The organism is Streptosporangium sp. G12, assembly GCF_052983175.1.
The window spans coordinates 139,429-156,196 of record NZ_JBRIQO010000017.1; the positions used below are offsets into that span (position 1 = coordinate 139,429).

Consider the following 16,768-nt stretch of genomic DNA (forward strand, 5'->3'; position numbering starts at 1 on the left):
GCGGATCCTACGGAAACCACGCTGCCGCCCCGAAAGAGCAGGTCGACCGGTCAAGGCAATTCACGTCCCGCGGATCCGTGAAGCAGGCTGAAAAGCGCTCGGTACGCGACCCAAACACCCTCACGAAACGTCGAGGTTAGTTTGCCAGGACTACCTGCCGGTAACGGCTTTCTTATGCGCTTGGCCGCCCAAGGACGCCCTCAAGCGATGATCATCACTTTTCCGCCATGTCCAGAAGCGGACAACTAATGGCATGTGCCATCGGCCGGAATTATGGAGGCCTGTAAATATATATCCGCAGGTCAAGCTCCAGCGACCGTTATTACCTCCCCGTAGACGCGAAGCCGGAATACCGGCGTGCGGCCGATGCTTTACCAGCTCTAATAACTGGAGTCAAGTCATTGATTAACCACTTAATGCATGGAATACCGGATGCATCCAAACAAGCGTCCCACAGAGGAGCATTCCGGTGGAAATCCCCCCAACTGCCACAAGATCTCTGCGATCCCCCCGTCGTCTGGCAGTGGCGCTTTGCACCACCCTCGTCCTTGTCGGGATGGGCGCCGGGCAGGCCGTCGCGGCCCCCGCCCCCGCCCCCGTCAAGGACACCACCACCCGGCCCATCGAGCCGGCCGGCGCGATCCCGGGCGGTTTCGCCTCCTGGAAGGACCTGCTGTCCACCCAGGAGAAACTGGTCAAGGCCGCCGACCGCGTCACCGCCGCTGTCAAGGCGCAGGGCGGCGCCGGGTTCGCCGGCATCGTGGCCGCGCCGGAGAACCATGAGCTGCGCATTTACTGGAAGGGGGACACCCCCAAGCCCGTCCGCGACCTGTTGGGCCAGGTGCGCCAAGAGGTGCCCGTCAGCGTCCTGTCCGCCGCCTACTCGGCCCGCGAGCTGGATCGGGAGATGAAACGCCTGGCCCGCACGTCCGGCGACGTGATCACGGCGATCGCGCCGAACGTCGACGGCTCGGGCCTCACGGTATCGGGTGCCGACTACGGCCTCACCCGCTCGAAGGTCGCCGACTCGGCGGTGCCGGTCACCGTGGAGGTCGGCGTCAAGCCGACGCTGGCCACCCGCTGGGACGACTCCCCGCCCTGGTGGGGCGGCGCGGCCTGGCGTAACGCCAGCACCGGCGGCGGCTGCTCGACGGGCTTCGCCGTCACCTACGGCGGGACGAGCAGGATGCTGTCCGCGGGCCACTGCGGCAACGCCGGCCAGACGGCCACCGACCCGACCGGCCAGGTGATCGGCTCGATCTCGCCGGACAACAACGGCCTTGACGTGCTGCTGATCAACGGCACCTCCGCGGGCCGGGTCTACAACAACAACCCCGGCTCCATCTCGCCGGAGTTCAGCAACTCGGTCATCGGCACCTCCAGTTCCTACGTGGGCCTGTGGGTGTGCACCTCCGGCGCGTACTCGGGCACCAACTGCAGCATCCAGGTGCAGCAGGTCGGTGTCACGATCAATGTGGGCTACCTGATCACGGGCACGGTGCGGGCCGAGCAGTCGGCGCACACCAACGCGGTCGGCCAGGGCGACAGCGGCGGCCCGGTGGAGGTCATCAATTCGGCCAACACCACCCAGGTGTACGCGGCGGGCGTCAACACCGCGATCGACAGCAGCACCGCGGTGCCCTGCACCGGCTATGTGACCAGCGGCCGCATCTGTGCCTGGCGGATGTACTACGCGCCGTGGAGCAACGCGACCGCCGCTTTCCCCGGTATCGCCATCACCCTCGGATGATCCACGAGATCTGATTCGAGCGATCAGGGGCCGGTGCACAGGCGCCGGCCCCTGATCGTCGCCCGCACGCGGCCGACCAGGCCCCAGCCGACGTGGACGAAGTACTGATCGGCCGTCGCTTGCCGGAAATGCCGAGTTCGTCGCTCAGGAGGATCCAAAGGTGAACAACCCCCCGAGAAACCACAGGTCACCTCGATTACGTTACCTCGCCACAGCGGTCGGCGTCATGATCGCCACCGCCGGGATGGGCACCGCCCAGGCCGCCGGCGCACCGGACCCGGTCAAGCCCTGGACCACGGGATCCGTGGAGCACACCGGGCCGGTGCCGGGTGGCTACGCCTCGTGGAAGGACCTGCTGCTCGATCAGCAGAAGATGGTCAAGGCCGCAGACCGGATCACCGCCGCGCTGGCGGACGGCGGCGACGGCTACGCCGGCGTCATCGCGGCGCCGGAGAACCGCGAACTGCGCGTGTACTGGAAGGGCAAACCTGCCAAGGCGATCAACGACCTCGTGGGCCGGTTGAGGCGCGACGTGGCGATCAGCGTCCTGCCGGCGCGGTACTCGGCGCGTGAGCTGGAGGGTGAGGCGAATCGTCTCATCCGGGCGAACCGCGATCTGATCACCTCCATCGAGCCCCTTCAGGACGGCTCAGGCCTGAAGGCCACCACTGCCTCGGCCGGCGCGGCCCGCGCGGCGATCTCCGGCGCGGCGGTGCCGGTCACCCTTGAGCACGGTGTGCAACCCAAGGTGGCCAGCCGCTGGGACGACAGCCCGCCGTGGTGGGGCGGTTCGGTGTGGGGCACTCCGTCACCCGCCTGCACGACCGGTTTCGCGGTGACCTACCAGGGCGTCACCAAGATGCTGACCTCGGCGCACTGCGCGTCGGTCGGCCAGACCGCTGCGGATCCCACCGGCCAGGTCATCGGCACCGTCACGCACAGCAACTCCTCCCGTGACGTACTCCTCATCGGCACCAGCGCCGGGGGACGAGTCTTCAACAACCCCGTCAGCAGCGTCGCCACGGAGTTCAGCAGCAGCGTGGTCGGCCCCACCAGTTCGATCGTCGGCCAGTTCGTCTGCACCTCCGGCGGCTTCTCCGGCACCAACTGCACCATCAAGGTCACTGCGGTCAACGTCACGATCAACGTGGGCTGGCTGATCCAGGGCACCGTCCGCGCCGAGCAGCAGGCGTTCGCCAACGCGGCCGGCGGCGGCGACAGCGGCGGCCCGGTCGAGGTCACCAACCCGGCCAACACCAACCAGGTTTACGCCGCCGGCACCATCACCGCCACCGACTTCGGCACCCAGGTCCCCTGCACCGGCTACCGGCCCACCGGCCGCGTCTGCACCTGGCGCATCTACTACTCCCCGTGGAGCAACGCGACCACGGCGTTCCCCGGCATCGCCATCATCCCTGGATGACCGACCTGACACCTTTCTGAGTCGAGTGATCGGGACCGGGGCCAAGGCTCCGGTTCCCTTTTGTCGTTCCACCCGAACGCTTCCGTTTCATCGACTCCCGCAGGGAGGACCTCACCGATGAACACCTCCCGACGAACCTCGCGGTTACGTCATCTGGTCGTGGCAATGGGAATCGTGCTGGTCACGGCCGGGATGGGTACCGCCCGGGCGGCGAGCGCGCCGGGCCCGGTCAAGCCCTGGACCACGGGATCCGTGGAGCACACCGGGCCGGTGCCGGGTGGCCGCGATCGGCGAGGGCGACAGCGGCGGTCCGGTCGAGGTCGTGAACCCCAGCGACAACACCCGGGTGTACGCCGCCGGTGTGGCCTCCGCCTGCGACAACGGCACCTCCGTACCGTGCACCGGTTATGTGACCGCCGGCCGTACCTGCGCCTGGCGCATGTATTACTCCCCGTGGAGCAACGTGATCGCGGCCTTCCCTGGAATGACCATCGTCACCGAATGATCGGCGGGATTGGGTGTGACATGCAATGACCGAAAAGGGGTCGGCGCTCAGCGCCGACCCCTTTTTCGCGCCATGAGCCGATCGTTCCCCGGAAACGGCGGGTCACCTTTCCAAGCTCGGTTCGAACGCATCCCGTCCACTTTTCGTTCTACTGTTTGTCGGACAATACGATCGGAGGCGTCCTCATGAATGCGAGGCGTCACATCCGCACCACGGCCACCGTCCTGGGCGCGGCCCTATGCCTGGCCGCCACCATGGCGGAATGCGCGGCCCCCGGCGGCGACACGGCCGCGACCCCCGAAGGCCCCACGCCACCCGTTCCCCAACCCACCGCCGCGAGTTCCACGCCCACGGGCCAGGCCGAGGCGCCCTTCCTGGCCGACCGCGTCGGCGAGTACCTACGCCAGACCTACCCCGACCAGTACGCCGGGATAACCATCGACGGCTCCAAGCTGATCGTCTACCGCGTCCCGTCCTCCACCCTGGACAGCGCTCTGCGCAGCAGGTTCCCCTCCGCCCCCGTCGAACTCCGCGACGCTGCCCACTCCGCTCGCCGCCTGGAGGCCCTGGCCCAGCGCATCACCGACGACATCGACTACTGGACCCGCAAGGGTGTCCCCATCACCACGGTGGCCGCCCGCTTCGACGGCGCCGCCGTAGAGATAGGCACCACCGACCTCCAAAAGGCAACCGCCGAACTCCCCGAACGCTACGGCCCCGTCCCCCTGCGATTCACCGAAGCCTCCCCCACCCTCCTTCTCCCCACGACGACCCCCACCTAGCCTCGGGCTTTCACCTGGCGGCGGGGAATTTGATCGTTTAAACCAGTGAAGAAACTCTGAGCCATGGGTAGTAGTTGCTCTTGAACCGATAGTACGAATGACGATATATATCAAGTATGGCATTACGTGAGCAGAGCTACCTGATCCTGCTGGCCCTGTCCCACGGGCCGCTCCACGGCTACGGGGTGATCAAAGCAGTGCAGGAGCTGTCCGAGGAGCGGGTACGCCTTGGCGCGGGCACCCTCTACGGCGCCCTGGATCGGCTGGCGGGCGACGGACTGGTGGTCGTGGTCAAAGAAGAGGTCGTCTCCGGCCGCCACCGCCGCTACTACGACCTCACCGGCCACGGTCGTCAGGTGCTGGCCGAGGAGACCGCCCGCCTGACGCGCCTGGCCGCCACCGCTCAGCGCCGCCTGCGCCTCCAGCCCGGGATGGGGATGTGATGACCTCCGACGCCGCCACCGCCTACGAGCGCCGCTGCCGGTTGCTGATGCGCCTGGCCTACCCGTCCCGTTTCCGGGAGTTTCGCGGTCCCGAACTCCTGAGCACCTTGATGGACCTGGCCGAGCCGGGCCAGAGCAGCCCGACTTTGCATGACGGCTTGGACGTACTCCGCGGCGGGCTCATGCTGCGCCTGCGCGAGCGTCCGCCGATAGGGCACTGGCTTCTCTACCGATGGGTTGGCATCGAGGTGCCCTGGAAATATCGCTGGTGGGCCAGAGACGATATCCAAGGACGGTTCTTCTATGAGCGGTATGTAGCCTCCACCATGCTCTGGACGAGCCTGTGTTTAATGCTAGGCCAGTTGGTTGTGTCGCCCGTGACCCACCTGTTTTTCATAGGCCAACTGGGAGCATATGTAGTTGTCTACCTTTTTCTACTGCCGACCAAGGACCGACTCAAACGTAAATGGCTAGCCAGACATGAGTTTCACCCTGACGGCACCTCCCATGTTCCGATTCCCCCAGAAGTCCGCCCTGATGGCAAGGCATGTGAGCCTAAACCGCATGATATATAGAGGGCAAAATCCAAGCCAGTAAAATACTCAGCGTCTCCTTCCACCACAGCCGCATCCATATTGAGTTTTTCGCTTGCCTACACCGAGTAGCAGAAATGCCGAGCGAGCACGCGTTTTCAGATCATGAGGGCGATGCCGTTGTCGGCGAGTTCTTCGGGGGTGAATACCGCGCTGGTGTCGTCGGCGAGTTCGGCGTGGCCTCCCAGCCGAAGGTGAAGACGAGACGTTCGTACGGCACGAACTCCACGAACCGTCCGCGCATCACCGGGCGTGGACCCTCGTGCATCGCAACCTGCAAGGTGCCGCCGGGGCGGGCGTCCAGCTCGGCCGTTCCCCACCATCGCGCCAGGCGTGCCGGGTCGGTGAAGAACCGCCAGATCGTCTCGGGACGCGCACGGATGTGCAACGTCTGCTCAATCGTCCTGCTCACAACGATCCCTTCACGTCCTGGGCACCGGTGTGCGCGCGTTCTTCTTGCTCGGCTTCGTACTGGAGGCGGCTGAGCGAGGTGGACCACATTGTCTCCAGGAACGTCACCGCCTCGGCCAGCCCCTCCGGACGTAGCCGATAGAAGCGGCGGTTGCCTGCGCGGCGGACGTCGACGAGGCGGGCTGCTGTCAGCGTTCGCAGATGCTGGGATACCGCAGGGCGACTGATCTCGGGAAAGCGCTCGGCGATCTCGCCTGCCGATACCTCGCGATCCCGCACCAGGACGAGGATGGCGCGGCGGGTCGGGTCCGCCACAGCGCGAAGCGCGTCGTCCATGGGCCACCGCCTTCGTTTGCGCACTGCCGGGACAGTATGTAAGTGTTTAAGCAACATCTTACACACTATCGATGACGAGGATCCGCCATGTCCGGAGACGACAACACCCGTGCCCCGCGATCGGAGAACCAACGCCTGAATGCGCTGGTTGGTCGTTGGCGTTCGCAGGGGCGTATAGCGGCCACCGCGATCGACCCGGCGATCCGCATCGCCGGGTCGGACACCTACGAGTGGCTGGCGGGCGAGCACTTCCTCATTCACCGTGTGGACGTGCGCATGAATGAAGAACACGTCGAGGTCATCGAGATGATCGGGCCCTACGATCCAGCGAGCCGGACCTATCCCATGCGCTCCTTCGACAATCAAGGCAACTTCGTCACCATGCGGGCAAGCGTCGACGACGGGGGTGTCTGGACGTTCGCCGGCGAGACGGAGCGGGCGACGCTGGTGATCGCCGAAGACGGCGATTCCATGACGGCCGAATGGGAGCGCACTGACAACGGCTCAAACTGGCGGCACTGGATGGACATGAGCTTCACGAGGGCTCCCAGTCCCAGCGCCATCCCTCGCAGATCGGTCTGAGCGAGAACTCCCGTTACCCGGCGCTGGCCTGCTCGACCTTCGCGCCGGCCGGTAGGAATCGGTTCCGGTCTCGATGATCGCTCCGCCGAAGGTGAGCCGGTCAACGATGGCCGTAAAACTCATCGACACGAAATCGCTGTGATCAGGGGCGTTGCCGAGTCTCATCGACAAACGTTGCCGCTAGACGCGAACAGAACCACGCGGCGCGTTCCCGGCGCACAATCGAGGCAGCGAAGGCCACGCTGACCTGGGTTGTTTCCCCTCGAGGCCCGTCCGGTCCGCAGACCTTCGGGCGCATCGCTGCGAACTTTCTTCTGGCGGCGTGTCAAGAATGCTCGACCGGCGCCGACTGATCAGTGAACAACAACGAACCAGGGAGAGATCGTGTCCGCTGTCAGCCAGTCCACGAACAAGCAGACCGTCGAGCGGTACATCGACGGGTTCAACAAGTCCGACCACGAGCAGATCCTTTCGTGCCTGACCGACGACATCGAGTGGACCGTGTTCGGCCACTACCGGATCACCGGCAAGGAGGCCTACGACGCCAACGTCGAAGGTCCGGACCCGGTCGGCGTTCCCCCAAAGGTGACGATCACGCGGATGGTCGAGGAGAACGACGTCGTCATGGCGGAGATGGCCCTCGAAGCACTCCAGAAAGACGGCACCGTGATGCGCGCCGCGATGGGCGAGGTGTTCGTGATGCGTGATGGTCTGATCCGCGAGCGCCGGGCGTACGTCGTGCCTCTGACCGAGAACGACTACAAGTGACGGACAGTCACGCAGCGGTGCTCTCTTCCTCGTTCCGATTCACTCCGCCTCCGCACCCCGACTGCTGAGCAGATCACCGGGGGCGGTCGCCGGGCCCCAGCAGGCTGGTCAGCTCGGCGACCGCCTCCGGCGAGGGACGGAAGTGCGGGTGCCGTTAAGAAATGTGTCACCAGCCGCCAAACGCAACGTCTCTGCAAGTCAGGAAGGTATGCCTTCATCGAGGCATCGACCCGTCGCAGCTCCTCGATGCAAGCCGCTGACCCCCATCTTCTCTCTCGTTGGCGGCTGGTGACACATTTCTTAACGGCACCCCAAACAAGCGAGTTCACCTCATACATCACATATAAAACGATCCTGTCATGCCCGTCGACCAACATCTGCTTGCGCTGTTCACCGTGACCGCGATCATCGCCATGATCGCTCCTGGACCGGACATGTTGTTCGTTCTAAGGTGTGGGATGGTCCACGCGCCGGCTTGCTCGCCACAGCCGGGGTGGCAACGAGCGAAGCCATCCACATTGCCGTGGCGGCCGCGGGACTGACCGCCCTCTTCGCCGCGGTGCCGTTCGCCTTCACCGTGCTGCGCATCGCCGGAGCCGCTTATCTGATTCCACCCCGCGGCTCTGGTGCTGATCCCCCTCGCCTCGGACGGCGGGTGGGTCGCCGTGATGCTCATGACCCTCGCGCAGTTCGGTGCCGGGTTCGGCCTCATGCTGTGCGACATCACCGGCAACTCCATCCTGCAAGCGCTGACGCCCGAGCGTCTCCTGTCACGGGTACAGGGCGCCTACCTGACGTTCAACGCCGGGGTCCAGGCCCGTCGGTGCGCTCGCCGGCGGCGCGCTGGGAAGCTGGCTCGGCCTGCGGCCCACAAACACCGATACCTCCACGCCTACCCTCGGTCGGCCATCCCGCATCCAACGCGATCTGCCGCAAGCTCGGCTTCTTCCTCCTGGGCGAATGCGACTTCGAATACCCACCGGGAACCACCATGCGCTGCAACGACTGGCGCCTGGACCTTTGAGACGATCCGAGAGACTGCAGCAGAGGACGGTGCCTTCATCTGCGCGCTGGCCCGCGACAGCGACCTGTGGGCCGACCCGATCTGGGTCGTCGATTCCACCCCCGTCGAATGCGGCCGCTCGCGCCCTGCCACCCGGCGCTCGAACCTGGCCGGCTGGGCCGGCTACGGCTACTGCCGCTCCCATTCCCGCTACTTTTGGGGTCTTCGCCTGCACCTGGTCTGCACCCCGGCAGGCCTGCCGATCACCTGGGCCCTGGCCACCCCGAAGCTCGACGAGCGCCAGGTGCTGATGGCGATGCTCGATCACGACCCGCACCTGATCACCGAACGCCCCGGCCTGCTGATCATCGCCGACAAGGTGTACGTCTCCGCTGAACTCGACGCCTACCTGGTCGAACGAGGTGTGCGACTGCTGCGGCCCTCCTACCGCAACCTTGCTCCCCGGCCCGGTGAGCAGTTCCTCAAACCGATCCGCCAGCTGATCGAGTCGGTCAACGACACCCTCAAGGGCCGGCTCGACCTGGAACTGCACGGCGGGCGCAGCCCGAGCGGCGTCGCGGTCCGTGCCGCCCAGCGGATCCTGGCGTTGACCGCCGCGATCTGGCACAACCGCGCCACCGGCCAGCCCGTCACCCGGTCACTGATCGCCTACGACCGCTGACAGGACTTCGGACTTACTCGTCTAGGTCACGCAACTCGCTCAGCCCAGCGTGAAGGGTCGCGTCCTTATCAACCCCCTTGTTTTGGCACACGCCCTCAAGCGCCCGCCTTGCAGCAACAGCTGCTGCTTGCAGCCACCCTGTCTGAAGTTGATGTTCGGCTTCCTCCATGTGCCGACGTACACTCCTCGGAACCGCAGGGTGAAGCATCCGCTTCTCCTCCCTCGGCCAAGTCAACTCAGGGTCTCCCCAGTACGCCCCGCTCATGGACGCCTCCGCGATTGGGGGACCGCTGCTCCACAGGTCGAGCGTCGACCTCGGCGTTAGCAGGGGTGTTAGCAAAAGGCCCCCACCGGAACCCGGTGGGGGCCTCTGACCTGGAGCCGCCTTGGGGAATCGAACCCCAGACCCCTTCATTACGAGGGAAACCAGGAGGGGGCGGGACCTTGGCTTACACCCGCCCCCACCTGCGCATACGGTCCACGGCAATCCACCGTCGTCCGTGGTTGTCCGGGGTCGTTGTCACTCAGTTAGTCACCCAGAGATTCACCTGTCCAAGCCGGTCAGAGCGCACTTCCATCCGCACGACCGGCGGCTGTGAGCGCCTCTTTCAACGTGACGGCCTGTGGTGACTTGCGTCCGGCAAGCAAGACCGCGACGTCGACCAGTTCCTTGCTCGCATGGCGGTTCAACGTGACGGCGTCGACCACGACGGGAAGACTCACCTGTAGGGCCGCTGCCGCGTCTCCTGCCTCGGCGTGTGCCTTAGCCAAGCACGAGCCATACCAGGCGCGATCGCGCTTGTAGCTCTCCGGCAGGCCGGACAGTCCATCCGTCAGCAGGTCGATTGCCTTCGGCCAGTTGGCAAGGTGCAGCTCGGTCATGCCGCGCTGGAGACGGAACCACGTCTCGTCGTAGAAGTACATCCACACCGGCTCGTCGTCGGCGTGCTCGGCGGCTCGTCGGATCAGTGCCTCGGCTTCGTCCAACAGCGTGCGTGCTGGTCTGGCGTCACCTGCGAGCGCGTGGCCTCGGGCTGCCATCTGCGCGGCCATCCCTCGTACCCCCGGCGTCACCCGGCCGTCGTGCCAGCGGGCCGCGTCGGCGAGCCGGACGCACCTGCGGGCGTTGCCCGCACTCCATGCCTGGTGGGCCTTCATGCTGAGCGTGGTGGTGGCCATGTTCACGTCGCCGATCTCCAATGCCCAGTCATGAGCGCGGTCATACCAGGCGAGCGCGGCGGCCTGGTCGTCGACGTCCAGGGACATCCACGCAACGAACTGGGCATACTGAGCGGCCAGGTCAACCACCGTGTCGGCGAGCGAGCCACGGACGTGCTGAGCCAGTTCGACCACCACGCCGAGTTGCTGGCGCACGATCCCGAGCAGCGGGCGCGAACCGATGGTGTCTTCGACCTTGCGGTGTTCGGCCAAGCAGGTGTCCAACCACTTCACGGTCTGCTGATCCACACGGCTCGGCTGCTGAAGGGTGCGGGTGATCCGTTCGAACATGTCCGCGTCGGGCGCGATGGTCGGCAACGGCAAAGCGGGGATCGGAACGCTCAGAACCTCGGAGGGAGTACGGTCCTGAACCGTCTGCCGATCGCCGAACAGCTCGGCTTCATCGATGTCGAACGTCCGGCAGTACAGAACGCGATAGGGGTCTTTGGGCTGGTGCCTGCCCGCCTCCCAGTCCTTGATCATGCGAACCAAGGACTCCCGTTCAGGGAAGCGCTCACGAGTGCGGGCGTCGGCGGCCTCGGTGAGTTGCTTGGCCATGTCCCGCTGCGTCCACAGCCGTTGCCGTCGTTCGGCGCGTAGCCGTACGGCCCAGCCCGGAAGATCGCGCATCGCGTACTCCTCAGGGGAGAGTCGGGGATCCGCTCGTCTCCCCCAGTCTCCCCCAGTCGCACTGTCAGCGGGCGTGTCTGCGGCGATGTGATGGAGAGACCGTGCAAATGGCGGGACCCGCAGGCGATCTCAGCGCCGTACGGGTCCCTTGATCGCACACTGGAGGTGCGACCCATGGACAACTGTAGAGCCGTCCCACCCGCCGTTGACGAGGCGACGGTGGAGAGCCACGACAAGGCGCTGGCCGTCGTTCAGCGGCTTCTCACCGAGCGGGGAATCCGTGCTCACCGCCACCACACGATCAGCCTGGGGCTGTTCGCCAACAGCGCGGCTGCCTGGCCTGACCAGCCGCCGCTTCGGTCGTGGATGGAGCGACACCCGCCGGAACTGACCGTGAAGGGTCCGCAGGGCTGGTGCGAAGCCACAGTGACCATGGGTCCACGCTCGGGCAGCTACCTGGTCTCCCTGCGCGACGGCTCCGCCCTACAGGCGGTGAGGAGCGATCATCCCGAACAGGTGGTTGCCCTGATCGTCGCGGCTCGGGGAACGTGACCGTGTACGGCTGGGTCATCTTGGGCGATGCCGCCACCAAGAGAGTCAACGGCCAAGAGGTCATCGTCACCGCCGGTAAGTCGGGTGACATCGGGGTGGCCATCAAGGCGTGGGAGGACGCTGAACGCCACCGGATGCTGTACGAACTGGGCAACCTCGGTCGCCTGGTCGATGCCGCGATGGCCCGCCTCCAGGTCCACCACCGCACTTCGGACAGTCGCGGAAAACACGTGCTGCGAACCGACGACATCAAATGATCACCGGTCGAGTGCGGCGATAGACCTCCCGTGGTCACGTTGCCGCACTTGGCTGGCAGTGGCCGTGAGCAGGTGACCGTGTCATTCGGTGGCAACCTGACCCGGAGCGCAGTGCCGCCAGGCGCGAGCACCGGAAGCAGGGCGGCAGATTCCTTGATCACCGCTATGGAGGCGTTGCTGATGATCGCTGAGTGGAGACGGCCGGCGCAATGCCGGATGGCACCCCGTAGGGGCCGCGAAGCGGTTGGGCCGGCGGTCGGAGCGGCAGGCGGCAGCGCGTACCAGGGGCGGCGGGTGCGTTCGGTGCGGCGGGTGCTCGGTGTGGTGGGCGGCGGGCTTACGCCGTGCCGTCCCGGCTGGCGCGGGCCGGGACCGGCCGCCAGGGCCGCACGCCCGGCCCGCTGGCCGTGCCGGGACGGCGGGGCGTGTCCCACCGTGCGGCGGCGCGAAGCGCTGGCGCCTTGAACCAGTAAAGAAACTCTGAGCCACCCCACAGCCAGCGCGTTGTCCTACTTCGGCTGATGCTTGACAGTGCGGCCTCGGTTGATGGTTGACATGATCAATTCGGAGTCGTGCCGGGGTGCGACTCGCGACAGAAGAGGATGTCGCAGAACTCGTCAGCACAGCCACCGGTCGAGGACCGCGGGCCAGAAGTGGGTTCGGTGATCGCCGACATCGCCGTATGCGGCCGGGTCGAGGCGTGCGATCTGCTCCAGCAGATCGGCGAGCTCGGCGAGTGCCAGCTCTTCCATCGTTTCGTCCTCGTCCCAGTGCTGGATTGCTGTCGAGCCCGCCAGCCATGTGCCGACCAGGTGCAGCGAGCACAGCCAGTGGTTGATTGACGAGTTGACGAACCTGGCGCTGCCGCCCGATGTCTCCAGCTCCAGTACACGCCCGGTCTCCGGCACGGCAACGTATGTCCAACCCGGCTGCTGCCGGTCGAGGCTGTATCCCGCAAGCCGGTACATCGTCGGCTCCGCCCTGAACGACACCACGTCAACAATGCCGTTCAGCAGCGGCACGCCGCAGGAGACCAGCGCCGCCTTCTGCTGTTCAGGGAGCCGCCACGGGGCCATATCCACCGCGGCACATAAGACTCGTCCCACTCCGGCCCACGCCTCAAGCGCATGGGCGGAGGGAGGGCTCGGAAGATCGCTTGCCACCATGCTCGACGAGACTAACCGACGCCCATAGCGGCCGTAGCCTGCGACAACCAGGCCGGGTTCACGCGCGCTCATCGGCATGAGCGGAAGCGTCGCCGGGCGGCATGATGGCCAGTCCGCGCACGGTGGTCAAGGAGGTCAACCGGCTGCGGGCGAGCGGCCACATCGACTACAGGATCTAGGCCAGGTGGAAAGCATCACCCGAAGTCAATTCGTCAACCATCAACTGAAGATTGACACCACAGCCAGCGCGTATGTCGATCTTCGAGGCGCATCTGCTGGAGGTCGAACGATCAAAGCCAAAGAGTACGCCAACAGGCATCATTGACCGCAAGGCTCATCACCCAGCGGGGCTCAACTCCAGGAACAGCAATGCTTTCGACCCGCCTCGCGTCCGAGCGTCTTTGAGCACCTTTTCATCATGCGGCTCCATGGGTCCAACAGACTCGACGAACTCCACCCCATAAAGCGACAGTTGCACGTCTTCTCGTTGGCTCAACTCCATGGTGACCGATTTGGGAAGTTGCTGATCGATGATCGACCACCCGCGCTCTTGTAGGAGACCACTCGCCTTGCTTAGCGCCTGCCGGGAATCGGGGCTTCCGACGTCGATTATCAGGACCTCCCTGACCAGAGTCAGACCGTCCCAGGTGACCTCGGCCTTGGTCTCTGCCAGCACTCTTACGGTGCTGCGTACGTCGCGGACAACGCCAGGATCAACCCGCTCCTCTCTGGGGAACAATTCCGAGCGGCATCCGGAAAGAAGGAGGAGCACACAGAAGGTGGCTATAGCTGTCCTAACAACTTGAGCTGCCTGCTTCAACCTGTTGACTCCAATTCCCTCATGCCCACGACGGGCAAGAGCCGTTTCCCCGCCAGCGATATACCGCAGTTTCCTAGTGGAAGATCCCCGATGACTCTATCCGTTCCTGTGGAGTTGACCCGGTTTGGTGGACACCTGATCTCTGAGGAACCCTGGTTCCCAGAAGAAGGAGTTCACTGTGCCGAACAACTATCCGCCGGAGTTTCGTCGGCAGATGGTGGAGCTGGTGCGCGCGGGACGGTCACCGGAGGAGCTTGCCAAGGAGTTCGAGCCCTCTGCGCAGTCGATCCGCCTCTGGGTGCGCCAGGCCGACCTTGATGACGGCCGCCGCGCCGATGGCTTGACCAGTGCCGAGAAGGACGAGCTGGCCCGGCTGCGCCGCGAGGTCAAGCTTCTCCGGGAGGAGAAGGAGATCTTGCGTAAGGCTGCGGTTTTCTTCGCGCGGGAGACGGATCGGCCGAGATGAGGTTCCGGCTGATTCATGCGGAGAAAGACCACCATGGTGTCTCCCTGCTGGCCCGGGTGCTGGGTGTGTCGCGCCAGGGCTACTACGCCTGGGCCAAGCACGGGCCCTCACGCCGAGCTGTGGAGGATACGCAGCTCACGGTGAAGATTCGCCATCACCATGCGGTCTCTGGTGAGATCTATGGGGCGCCACGGATCCACGCTGATCTCCGCGAGATTGATGGCATCCATATCGGGCGCAAGCGGGTGGCCCGGTTGATGCGCGCTGCCGGGCTGGCCGGGGTGAGCCGCCGTAAGGGTTGCCGCACCACCAACACCGACCGGCAAGCGGTCGCGGCCAGTGACCTGGTACACCGGAAGTTCACCGCGGCCGAGCCGAACCGGATCTGGACCGCCGACATCACGTACGTGCCGACCTGGCAGGGCTTCCTCTACCTCGCAGTCGTCTTGGACGTCTTCTCCCGCAGAATCGTCGGTTGGGCGATGGCCGAGCACATGCGCACCGAGCTGGTCACCGACGCGCTGGCGATGGCGATCGTTCAGCGCCGCCCCGATGCCGGGGTAATTCATCACAGCGACAAGGGCGGTCAATATACCTCGCTCGCCTTCGGCCGGCGCTGTGAGCAGGCCGGCGTGCGTCCCTCGACCGGCCGCACCGGCACCTGCTTCGATAACGCCATCACCGAGAGCTTCTTCGCCTCCCTGGAGTGCGAGCTGATCGACCGACGCACCTTCCATACCAGGTCAGAGGCCGAGCGCGCTGTCTTCGCCTACATCGAGGGCTTCTACAACCCACGCCGCCGTCACTCCGCCAACGGACAGCTCAGCCCCGCCGAATACGAACGACGTCAAGCCCTCAAGCCCATCCACGAAGACAACTATGCTGCCGCGTAGCCGAAAGCCCTGATGTGTCTACCGAACCGGGGCAACTCCAGCCGGCAGCTTCACCCACATCCGCGACACCGCCACCGAACACGGACAGTCCGGCCCGATGGCCTGGGCCGTGGCCGTCTGCGTCGACCTCACCTGTGTTATGGCCGCGCGGGAACGGCAACGCGACAAGAAGAACGGACGGGAACGGAGCGGCTGGATCTCCTGGCCCACCCTCGTCCTCATCGGCGGGATCACCCTGATCCCTGGCCGCGAACCTCGCCCAAGCCCACCCGTCGGCCTGGGGATGGATCACCGCCGCAACCCCGGCAGGGGCGTTCCTGATCGCGGTCTCCATGTTGGAGCGCCGCGCCTCTGAACCCCGTCCCGAACCGCCCCCGGTACTCGTTCCCGCCGCGGACGCCGTACCGGAAACCCTCCCCGAGAGCATCCCCGGACCCTCGGCGCCTGCCCTACTGCCCAGCCTCGCCGTCCCCGGTCAGAACGAACCCCAGAACGAACAGAACGGCGCCGAGAACGGCCAGAACGAAGCCAGTACGACCGGTGCGCTGCTCGACTACGCCCGCCGCGTCGCCGATGAACACCACGCCCGACACGGCAGACCCATCACCCGCGACACCCTGCGTGCCCGCCTCGGAGTCTCCAGCCAACTCGCCTCCGACCTCCTGCGCTCCATGCGCGACAGCCCCGAACCCGCCTGACAGTGAAGGACACCCCCATGAACACCACCGACCACCGCACCGCGGTCATCACCGGACTCCTCGACCTGGCCGCCTTCCTGGAAGCCAACCCCGACGTCCCCGTCCCGACCCTCCCCAAGCTCCTCCACTTCGCCGCCGGAACCGACCCCGACATGTGCGCCGAGATCGACGCCATCGCCGAACTGCTCGGCACCACCATCGACCCCGGCGACATCGGTTACGGCCACTACCGGACCTATCGCACCTTCGGGCCGGTCGAGTACTCGGCCGTGGGCATCCTCGCCCGTGCCAAGGCCCGCTATGACGCCGAGAGCTCCTACTTCGGCTGCGTCGCCCCCGACCCCGTCCCCTCGTCCCGTACCGCCTGACCAGAGAAGAGACCCCCATGCGCATCCGCATCGACGGCACCTACGCCGAAATCGTCCACGCCGCCAACAAGATCCGCACAATCCTCCCGATCGGCTCCGTCTCGCCGGTTCTGCCGCTGCGCGAACGGCCCCACACCTGGCGCGTGTTCCTCGACACCGCGCCCAAGCGCACCGGAAGGAGGTGGATCACGTGACCGACGACCAGGACGCCCCGCTCGTCGACATCGCGCCCAAGCGCTGGCTGTGCTGCCACTGCGGAGGAACCGGCGTCGACAGCCACTCGGAGACCTGCGAGCACTGCGAGGGCCTCGGCTTCAGCTGAGAGTTCTCAGCGCCCCCGGCGTGACCACACATCCGCCAAGACGTCCGCCACGTCGGGGGCCATCCCACACCGAACATCCACAGCCCGGAAGGGACACCCC

Annotated in this window: 21 protein-coding genes and 2 pseudogenes; 17 read left to right on the forward strand and 6 right to left on the reverse strand. The window is 65.8% G+C overall.

Annotated elements, in window-relative coordinates; genetic code table 11:
- Positions 1-523 precede the first annotated feature (523 nt).
- The 6 genes from ACVCAG_RS25640 to ACVCAG_RS25665 all read left to right on the forward strand — a co-directional run bounded on the left by ACVCAG_RS25640 (position 524) and on the right by ACVCAG_RS25665 (position 5,478).
- Entirely contained in the window at positions 524-1,750 is a 1,227-nt protein-coding gene (locus ACVCAG_RS25640; protein ID WP_440086769.1) for a hypothetical protein, read from the forward strand.
- Positions 1,751-1,910: 160 nt separating this feature from the next.
- Positions 1,911-3,173, forward strand: a complete 1,263-nt coding sequence (locus ACVCAG_RS25645; protein ID WP_447190403.1) for a hypothetical protein — start codon at positions 1,911-1,913, stop codon at positions 3,171-3,173.
- A 277-nt stretch (positions 3,174-3,450) separates the two neighbouring features.
- Positions 3,451-3,678: a hypothetical protein gene (locus ACVCAG_RS25650; protein ID WP_447190404.1), complete on the forward strand. Its 228-nt coding sequence runs from the start codon at positions 3,451-3,453 to the stop codon at positions 3,676-3,678.
- Between the two features lie 185 nt (positions 3,679-3,863).
- Positions 3,864-4,460, forward strand: a complete 597-nt coding sequence (locus tag ACVCAG_RS25655; protein WP_447190405.1) for a hypothetical protein — start codon at positions 3,864-3,866, stop codon at positions 4,458-4,460.
- A 116-nt stretch (positions 4,461-4,576) separates the two neighbouring features.
- Positions 4,577-4,903, forward strand: a complete 327-nt coding sequence (locus ACVCAG_RS25660; RefSeq protein WP_447190406.1) for a PadR family transcriptional regulator — start codon at positions 4,577-4,579, stop codon at positions 4,901-4,903.
- On the forward strand, positions 4,903-5,478 hold the full coding sequence (locus ACVCAG_RS25665; protein ID WP_447190407.1) for a hypothetical protein: 576 nt from the start codon (positions 4,903-4,905) through the stop codon (positions 5,476-5,478). Before ACVCAG_RS25660 ends, ACVCAG_RS25665 begins: the two co-directional genes overlap by 1 nt.
- A gap of 121 nt (positions 5,479-5,599) precedes the next feature.
- On the opposite strand, the gene ACVCAG_RS25670 is transcribed toward ACVCAG_RS25665, so the two are convergent.
- On the reverse strand, positions 5,600-5,908 hold the full coding sequence (locus tag ACVCAG_RS25670) for an SRPBCC domain-containing protein (RefSeq protein WP_440086775.1): 309 nt from the start codon (positions 5,906-5,908) through the stop codon (positions 5,600-5,602).
- Positions 5,905-6,243 carry a metalloregulator ArsR/SmtB family transcription factor gene (locus ACVCAG_RS25675; protein WP_440086777.1) on the reverse strand — a complete coding sequence of 113 codons (339 nt, stop codon included), beginning with the start codon at positions 6,241-6,243 and terminating at the stop codon, positions 5,905-5,907. Before ACVCAG_RS25675 ends, ACVCAG_RS25670 begins: the two co-directional genes overlap by 4 nt.
- Before the next feature lie 87 nt (positions 6,244-6,330).
- Here ACVCAG_RS25675 and ACVCAG_RS25680 point away from each other — a divergent pair, with 87 nt between their 5' ends.
- The 4 genes and pseudogenes from ACVCAG_RS25680 to ACVCAG_RS25695 form a co-directional block, all read left to right on the forward strand.
- On the forward strand, positions 6,331-6,825 hold the full coding sequence (locus ACVCAG_RS25680; RefSeq protein WP_440086778.1) for a DUF1579 family protein: 495 nt from the start codon (positions 6,331-6,333) through the stop codon (positions 6,823-6,825).
- A gap of 384 nt (positions 6,826-7,209) precedes the next feature.
- A complete protein-coding gene (locus ACVCAG_RS25685; RefSeq protein ID WP_440086779.1) occupies positions 7,210-7,593 on the forward strand; it encodes a nuclear transport factor 2 family protein in 384 nt (127 codons plus the stop codon).
- A 451-nt stretch (positions 7,594-8,044) separates the two neighbouring features.
- Positions 8,045-8,617 (forward strand): LysE family translocator, encoded by a 573-nt coding sequence (locus ACVCAG_RS25690; protein WP_447190408.1) that lies wholly within the window; start codon positions 8,045-8,047, stop codon positions 8,615-8,617.
- A 37-nt stretch (positions 8,618-8,654) separates the two neighbouring features.
- Positions 8,655-9,278 (forward strand): annotated as a pseudogene (locus ACVCAG_RS25695) (IS982 family transposase); the annotation flags it as partial.
- Between the two features lie 13 nt (positions 9,279-9,291).
- Here the strand turns inward: ACVCAG_RS25695 and ACVCAG_RS25700 are convergent.
- Together ACVCAG_RS25700 and ACVCAG_RS25705 are read right to left on the reverse strand one after the other, a co-directional pair.
- Positions 9,292-9,693 carry a DUF4145 domain-containing protein gene (locus tag ACVCAG_RS25700; RefSeq protein ID WP_440086781.1) on the reverse strand — a complete coding sequence of 134 codons (402 nt, stop codon included), beginning with the start codon at positions 9,691-9,693 and terminating at the stop codon, positions 9,292-9,294.
- A gap of 146 nt (positions 9,694-9,839) precedes the next feature.
- A complete protein-coding gene (locus tag ACVCAG_RS25705) occupies positions 9,840-11,126 on the reverse strand; it encodes a helix-turn-helix domain-containing protein (protein ID WP_440086782.1) in 1,287 nt (428 codons plus the stop codon).
- A 174-nt stretch (positions 11,127-11,300) separates the two neighbouring features.
- Here ACVCAG_RS25705 and ACVCAG_RS25710 point away from each other — a divergent pair, with 174 nt between their 5' ends.
- Both ACVCAG_RS25710 and ACVCAG_RS25715 read left to right on the forward strand, forming a co-directional pair.
- Positions 11,301-11,678 (forward strand): hypothetical protein, encoded by a 378-nt coding sequence (locus ACVCAG_RS25710; RefSeq protein ID WP_440086783.1) that lies wholly within the window; start codon positions 11,301-11,303, stop codon positions 11,676-11,678.
- Positions 11,679-11,680: 2 nt separating this feature from the next.
- Positions 11,681-11,935 carry a hypothetical protein gene (locus ACVCAG_RS25715; protein ID WP_447190409.1) on the forward strand — a complete coding sequence of 85 codons (255 nt, stop codon included), beginning with the start codon at positions 11,681-11,683 and terminating at the stop codon, positions 11,933-11,935.
- A 617-nt stretch (positions 11,936-12,552) separates the two neighbouring features.
- On the opposite strand, the gene ACVCAG_RS25720 is transcribed toward ACVCAG_RS25715, so the two are convergent.
- Both ACVCAG_RS25720 and ACVCAG_RS25725 read right to left on the reverse strand, forming a co-directional pair.
- A complete protein-coding gene (locus ACVCAG_RS25720; RefSeq protein WP_447190410.1) occupies positions 12,553-13,173 on the reverse strand; it encodes an SUKH-4 family immunity protein in 621 nt (206 codons plus the stop codon).
- A 265-nt stretch (positions 13,174-13,438) separates the two neighbouring features.
- Positions 13,439-13,921: a hypothetical protein gene (locus ACVCAG_RS25725; protein ID WP_447190411.1), complete on the reverse strand. Its 483-nt coding sequence runs from the start codon at positions 13,919-13,921 to the stop codon at positions 13,439-13,441.
- A gap of 214 nt (positions 13,922-14,135) precedes the next feature.
- Here ACVCAG_RS25725 and ACVCAG_RS25730 point away from each other — a divergent pair.
- From ACVCAG_RS25730 to ACVCAG_RS25750, 5 genes and pseudogenes are all read left to right on the forward strand, one after another.
- Positions 14,136-15,280, forward strand: a protein-coding gene (locus tag ACVCAG_RS25730; RefSeq protein WP_447190467.1) for an IS3 family transposase whose coding sequence is annotated in 2 segments (ribosomal slippage) — positions 14,136-14,349 and positions 14,349-15,280 — 1,146 coding nt in all. Because the reading frame shifts where the segments join, the coding sequence is not laid out codon by codon here.
- A 40-nt stretch (positions 15,281-15,320) separates the two neighbouring features.
- Positions 15,321-15,978, forward strand: a pseudogene (locus tag ACVCAG_RS25735) (DUF2637 domain-containing protein); the annotation flags it as partial.
- Positions 15,979-15,995: 17 nt separating this feature from the next.
- Positions 15,996-16,346 (forward strand): hypothetical protein, encoded by a 351-nt coding sequence (locus tag ACVCAG_RS25740; RefSeq protein ID WP_447190412.1) that lies wholly within the window; start codon positions 15,996-15,998, stop codon positions 16,344-16,346.
- Positions 16,347-16,363: 17 nt separating this feature from the next.
- The gene (locus tag ACVCAG_RS25745; RefSeq protein WP_440086789.1) at positions 16,364-16,540 is read left to right on the forward strand and encodes a hypothetical protein; all 177 of its coding nucleotides are present in this window, start codon (positions 16,364-16,366) and stop codon (positions 16,538-16,540) included.
- Positions 16,537-16,668 carry a hypothetical protein gene (locus tag ACVCAG_RS25750; RefSeq protein ID WP_440086790.1) on the forward strand — a complete coding sequence of 44 codons (132 nt, stop codon included), beginning with the start codon at positions 16,537-16,539 and terminating at the stop codon, positions 16,666-16,668. The genes ACVCAG_RS25745 and ACVCAG_RS25750 overlap by 4 nt, the downstream gene beginning before the upstream one ends.
- The last annotated feature ends 100 nt before the right edge of the window (positions 16,669-16,768 follow it).

Coding starts and splice junctions, on each gene's coding strand:
- ACVCAG_RS25655 (WP_447190405.1), top strand. CDS start 3,864: ATGAATGCGAGGCGTCACATCCGCACCACGGCCACCGTCCTGGGCGCG.
- ACVCAG_RS25660 (WP_447190406.1), top strand. CDS start 4,577: ATGGCATTACGTGAGCAGAGCTACCTGATCCTGCTGGCCCTGTCCCAC.
- ACVCAG_RS25665 (WP_447190407.1), top strand. CDS start 4,903: ATGACCTCCGACGCCGCCACCGCCTACGAGCGCCGCTGCCGGTTGCTG.
- ACVCAG_RS25675 (WP_440086777.1), bottom strand. CDS start 6,243: ATGGACGACGCGCTTCGCGCTGTGGCGGACCCGACCCGCCGCGCCATC.
- ACVCAG_RS25680 (WP_440086778.1), top strand. CDS start 6,331: ATGTCCGGAGACGACAACACCCGTGCCCCGCGATCGGAGAACCAACGC.
- ACVCAG_RS25700 (WP_440086781.1), bottom strand. CDS start 9,693: ATGAAGGGGTCTGGGGTTCGATTCCCCAAGGCGGCTCCAGGTCAGAGG.
- ACVCAG_RS25705 (WP_440086782.1), bottom strand. CDS start 11,126: ATGCGCGATCTTCCGGGCTGGGCCGTACGGCTACGCGCCGAACGACGG.
- ACVCAG_RS25710 (WP_440086783.1), top strand. CDS start 11,301: ATGGACAACTGTAGAGCCGTCCCACCCGCCGTTGACGAGGCGACGGTG.
- ACVCAG_RS25720 (WP_447190410.1), bottom strand. CDS start 13,173: ATGAGCGCGCGTGAACCCGGCCTGGTTGTCGCAGGCTACGGCCGCTAT.
- ACVCAG_RS25740 (WP_447190412.1), top strand. CDS start 15,996: ATGAACACCACCGACCACCGCACCGCGGTCATCACCGGACTCCTCGAC.
- ACVCAG_RS25745 (WP_440086789.1), top strand. CDS start 16,364: ATGCGCATCCGCATCGACGGCACCTACGCCGAAATCGTCCACGCCGCC.